The following is a 4,551-nucleotide window of genomic DNA, read 5'->3' on the forward strand; positions in this document are numbered from 1 at the left end:
TAAATGTGGTTTTACCCTCTCAAACTTTGCCTTTGCCATGCTTGTCAGCCTCCCTTATCCTAATCGTAGATTGCAACCGATAATGACACTTGACTGATCCATTCGCCTGTAACATTATCCAAATACTAACAGAATTTTCCCCTCATTCAATCATAGCTGTAAGTAAGTCCTCGGTAGTCATAATTCACGGCAACATACTAAAAGAGATCCGAAACATATCCAACGTCTCGGACCTCTAACTTCCTGGAGCCGACTGCCGGAATCGAACCGGCGACCCCTTCCTTACCATGGAAGTGCTCTGCCTGCTGAGCTAAGTCGGCCTAATGGTGGGGGGAGCAGGATTTGAACCTGCGAAGGCAGACGCCGGCAGATTTACAGTCTGCTGCCTTTGACCGCTTGGCTATCCCCCCGCAACCGACCATGTACACCGGCTTGTGAGAATGATTATACAAGGACTTAGCAGTTTGTCAACTTCAAAGAATCCTTCCAAGATTTAAAGTAGGACTATGGCATCACCGGTCCATAAGAAACAGGCGGCGTCCCCACTGAAAAGCCAAAGGTCCAATCGCTACGATCATCATATAAAGCAAATACGCTTAAGTCAATAATCCTGTTGGGGATATTCAATCCTATTCCGACTTCCCATAGCTCTTGGATCCTACGCCAGTCATCATCCAATGCATATCCGATAGCACCAAAAAATTCGGGTTCCAATTTACCCCACAAACCTTTAGCAAAAGTATTTTGCACGCTCACCCTAGTCCAAGCAGCGTTTTCTGCCATAACGGGGTGTCCCAATCGACCAAGCATTTCTCCATAACCCCCCAAATAAGCAGCCCACGCAGGCGTGCTCGCATCTCCCTTTTCTACCCCACCAGAAATGGTTGCCCTCCACTCATCGCTTAACGGTAAAGAGGACGCAAAGACAACGCGACCTAGCAATGTTTCTCCCTCTGGATACCAAAAAAGCCCTTCAGTTTCGAAATAACCAGCGGATTTGTCGTCTTTTTTGTTTTTATACGAGAATTTAACCATCGGCCCCCAGTGGTGCTCGTCTTTGCCATCATCCACATGATCGAAGGCAATACCACCGCTAAAAGACATGTAGTCTTCACCGACGTTATCAAACCCTAGGTAAGCAAAATACCTTTTCCAGTTGACCTTGCCGTAATTTTCTGGAGTTATCTCCCAATCTTGAAAGGCCAAACTTGACTCGAAGCGCCAGTTACTTCCCTCGCTTCCAACGTAACTGGCTCTCGCAAAGAAATTTTCCCCAAGCCAAAATTGCAAGTGAGCCTCATCGCCCAAATCCCATAAATCCCTTTGCATGTATTTCAATGTCGCCCACCTGTTATCTGAAGAAATATTAGTGCTATAGCCGGAAAAGGCATATTCTTTTTGAGGTTTTCTTTTCACCACATACTCCACAATTACCTTCCCGTCCTCTTCTATGAGTTTATAATCAGCCATGGCGACGCGATCATGCTCTAAAAGCTCAAGAAGGGTGTTGTTAACTTCTTTCATGTCCAAAGGCCGACCCATCCATGATCTTCTTTCTCTTGTGAACGATTTTTGTATGTCGGGAATACCAGTCAGCCTGACATCCTTTACTATCGGATTTTTAAGTGGTTGTTCATCGTCAACGATCTTTACGACAAGTGCTTTTATCTGATCCATTTGTTCAAATGTGGCTCTGGCTCCACGCTCGATCAACTCGTCTATATTACTGAAATCCATCAAAGATATATCATCCACAGCGGGCCTTACGATAGCATCGGCGTATTGCAAATCTTCTTCAACGTTTTTGGCAGTCATTATCCCCACAGTTTGGCCCAATACATCGATCATTGAGCGGATCTCTTCTTTTTTTACCAACTTACCGGTTACATCTATTGCTAAAACCGGATAACCGGGAAATATATTTTTTGCCACCCTAACGGGCAAATTTGCCACCAAACCACCATCGATGAGCAATTTGCCATTATATAGCCACGGAGAGAAAATGCCTGGCAATGCCATGGAGGCTCTCATGGCAGAGGCAAGGTTCCCTTTCGTGATAACAACCATTTCGCCCGTCTCAAGATCGGTGGCTACAGCAGCAAAGGGAATGGGAAATTTCATGAAGTCATAAGTTTTGACACAAGATACATATTTCAACATCTCCCCGTACAAATCCCTTCCCTCAATTATCCCCATTCTGCCCATTATTCGATTTTCTTCGTCGTAACTTAGCCTAATAATTGGCCGTTCCATCGATGAAGGTGAATTGCCGTCTTTGCCGTCCCAAAACAGTTCGTACAAATCCAGCTCCCTAAATATCCGCTCTATCTCAGCACCGTCATACCCACTAGCAGCCAGACCACCAACAATAGCACCCATGCTTGTTCCCACTATCCCAGCTATCTTTACTCCCTCTTCCTCGAGGGCTTTAATGACTCCTGCATGTGCCAACCCCTTGGCGCCCCCTCCTGAAAGGGCTAAGACAATCCCCCTGTCAGCAAATGCACTTGAAGCAACAAAAACCAAGGCAAAAAAAATAAACACGAGTAGAATCGTGACTTTTTTAACCTTCCTAAACATGACACTGACCTCCGACCAAAAAATTAACTCTTTGGTTTATTATACTTGGGATTGTAATTCATATCTCTTTGATTAAAATTAAAATAGAATATAAGGAGGAAACGCCGTGAAGCTTCAGGATAAGGTAGCTTTGATAACTGGCGGAAGCAGAGGTATAGGCAAGGCCATCTGCCTTGAATTGGCGTCTCATGGGGCTCACGTCGCCTTTACATACAACGAAAACGAGGCTTATGCCCTTGAAACAGCCAGGAAAATCGAAGAATTAGGCAGAAAGGCACAATGTTATAAGATGGATCTTACTGATAAAGTTGAAATTAGTAAGTGTGTTCAAGCAATAGTTGAAGATTTTGATACAATCGATATACTTGTCAATAATGCTGGCATTATTGGGGAAAACGCTATTTTACTTGAAATAGACGAAGCAGACTGGGATAAAGTTTTAAACGTCAACCTAAAAGGCGCCTTTATATTAACCCAGTGCGTTTTGCCATATATGATAGGAAACGAGGGTGGGAAAATTGTCAACGTAAGTTGCCTGGCAGGAAAAGACGGAGGCACCATGGGGGTTCATTACGCAGCAAGCAAAGCAGGACTACTTGGCATGACTTTCCACCTGGCCAGAGAACTATTAGAACATAACATAGAAGTCAACGCGGTAGCTCCTGGACCCGTAGACACAGATCTTCTGACTCCTGAAGATAAAGCAAGACTCGCCAGTCTTTCTCCCAACGGTCGGTTGGCCAGACCCGAAGAAATAGCTCATGCGGTGAGATTCTTAATTGAAAACGATTACGTAAACGGCGAGGTATTAGACGTTAACGCTGGCTGCTATATGGATTAACTAAAAATTAAGGGAGGTTTAAAACATGACGCCTCAAAAGACACTCGGTGTATTGGGGGGCATGGGCCCTGCCGCCTCAGCAGAATTTATGGTTTTATTGGCCAAACTGGCGCCCGCAAGTCGTGACCAGGAACACCCTCAAGTCATTCTGCTTTCATGGCCACAAATCCCGGATAGAACCGAGGCGATATTATACGGCGGGAAAGATCCCTCGCCCTACCTGCTCGAAGGTCTCAATAAACTTGCTTCCTGGGGAGCTGATTTGCTGGCAGTACCTTGCAATACCGCTCACTACTTCATTGATAAAATGAAAGACCAACTATCAAGGCCCTTGGTCCACATAGTTCATTCGACTTTGGAACAAACAAAGCAAAAGTCACCTTCTGGCGCATGGCTTCTCGCTAGCAATGGAACCATAAAGACCGAACTTTATCAAAAGTACGCCAAGCAAATGGAAGTTGAGCTTTTTTTGCCCGATCCAAAAGAACAAGAGGAAGTTCATGGATGCATCGAGCTAGTGAAGAAAAACGATTTGCGAGGGGCAGCATCCATGCTGTCCAAGGTTTTGTCCTCGTTGCAAGAGAAAAGAGATCTTCCGTTCATAGCAGCTTGTACGGAAATTCCCCTGGCGTTTAAAGCCACCAACCTGGATACCGACTTAATGATCTCTAGCTTGGAGGCCTTGGCATTAAAGTGCATTTCGATCATTTACAACGGTGCGTCCTAGGTTAGATTTACCTAAAAAGTATTTTTGCCATATTAACCAGGGATAATTAACTAACATAGCAGTCATTTCGGTTGTTATTTTGGCAGCCCTTTTAAAAAGGCAAGAACAAAACAATTATAAACACTAGAATTACAAACAATAAAGACAATATTAACCCGGCATCCAAACCGCTTTTTACGCCTGATTGCAGAGCCTTAACCTTTATATCTCCTGGCGCTACAAATCTGAAGTAAACCTCTTTGTCTTCTTCCTCTATCGTACCGTGGACTTCATATCGGCCATCTTTTAATAGTCGTATCATAAAGACCTTTGCAGCTATCTCTTCATCACAATTTGCAAGGAAAACAACATCGCCTGGATGAAGTTCGGATAGGGGTATTCCCCTGATAGGATCTAGTTGCGG

3 protein-coding genes, 2 tRNA genes and 1 pseudogene are annotated in these 4,551 nt (G+C 44.5%); 2 read left to right on the plus strand and 4 right to left on the minus strand.

All coding sequences use genetic code 11. The features are described from left to right. Positions 1-244: 244 nt before the first annotated feature. The 3 genes from Q7P41_RS09395 to Q7P41_RS09405 all read right to left on the minus strand — a co-directional run bounded on the left by Q7P41_RS09395 (position 245) and on the right by Q7P41_RS09405 (position 2,580). Positions 245-320 (minus strand) — tRNA-Thr (locus Q7P41_RS09395). 4 nt (positions 321-324) lie between these two features. After that, positions 325-410 (minus strand) — tRNA-Tyr (locus Q7P41_RS09400). A gap of 94 nt (positions 411-504) precedes the next feature. Further along, entirely contained in the window at positions 505-2,580 is a 2,076-nt protein-coding gene (locus Q7P41_RS09405; protein ID WP_303883765.1) for a patatin-like phospholipase family protein, read from the minus strand. A 106-nt stretch (positions 2,581-2,686) separates the two neighbouring features. On the opposite strand from Q7P41_RS09405, the gene Q7P41_RS09410 reads away from it, so the two are divergent. Both Q7P41_RS09410 and Q7P41_RS09415 read left to right on the plus strand, forming a co-directional pair. Further along, positions 2,687-3,421, plus strand: coding sequence for an SDR family NAD(P)-dependent oxidoreductase (locus Q7P41_RS09410; protein WP_303883766.1), 735 nt, complete (start codon positions 2,687-2,689; stop codon positions 3,419-3,421). 25 nt (positions 3,422-3,446) lie between these two features. After that, complete coding sequence (locus Q7P41_RS09415) at positions 3,447-4,148, plus strand: aspartate/glutamate racemase family protein (RefSeq protein ID WP_303883767.1); 702 nt, start codon at positions 3,447-3,449, stop codon at positions 4,146-4,148. Between the two features lie 91 nt (positions 4,149-4,239). Here the strand turns inward: Q7P41_RS09415 and Q7P41_RS09420 are convergent. Further along, positions 4,240-4,551, minus strand: a pseudogene (locus tag Q7P41_RS09420) (hypothetical protein); the annotation flags it as partial.

The organism is Acetomicrobium mobile (assembly GCF_937920065.1).

Bases quoted from the DNA above. Each gene is read 5' to 3' on its own strand.
- Q7P41_RS09415 (WP_303883767.1), top strand. From the start codon at position 3,447: ATGACGCCTCAAAAGACACTCGGTGTATTGGGGGGCATGGGCCCTGCC.
- Q7P41_RS09405 (WP_303883765.1), bottom strand. From the start codon at position 2,580: ATGTTTAGGAAGGTTAAAAAAGTCACGATTCTACTCGTGTTTATTTTT.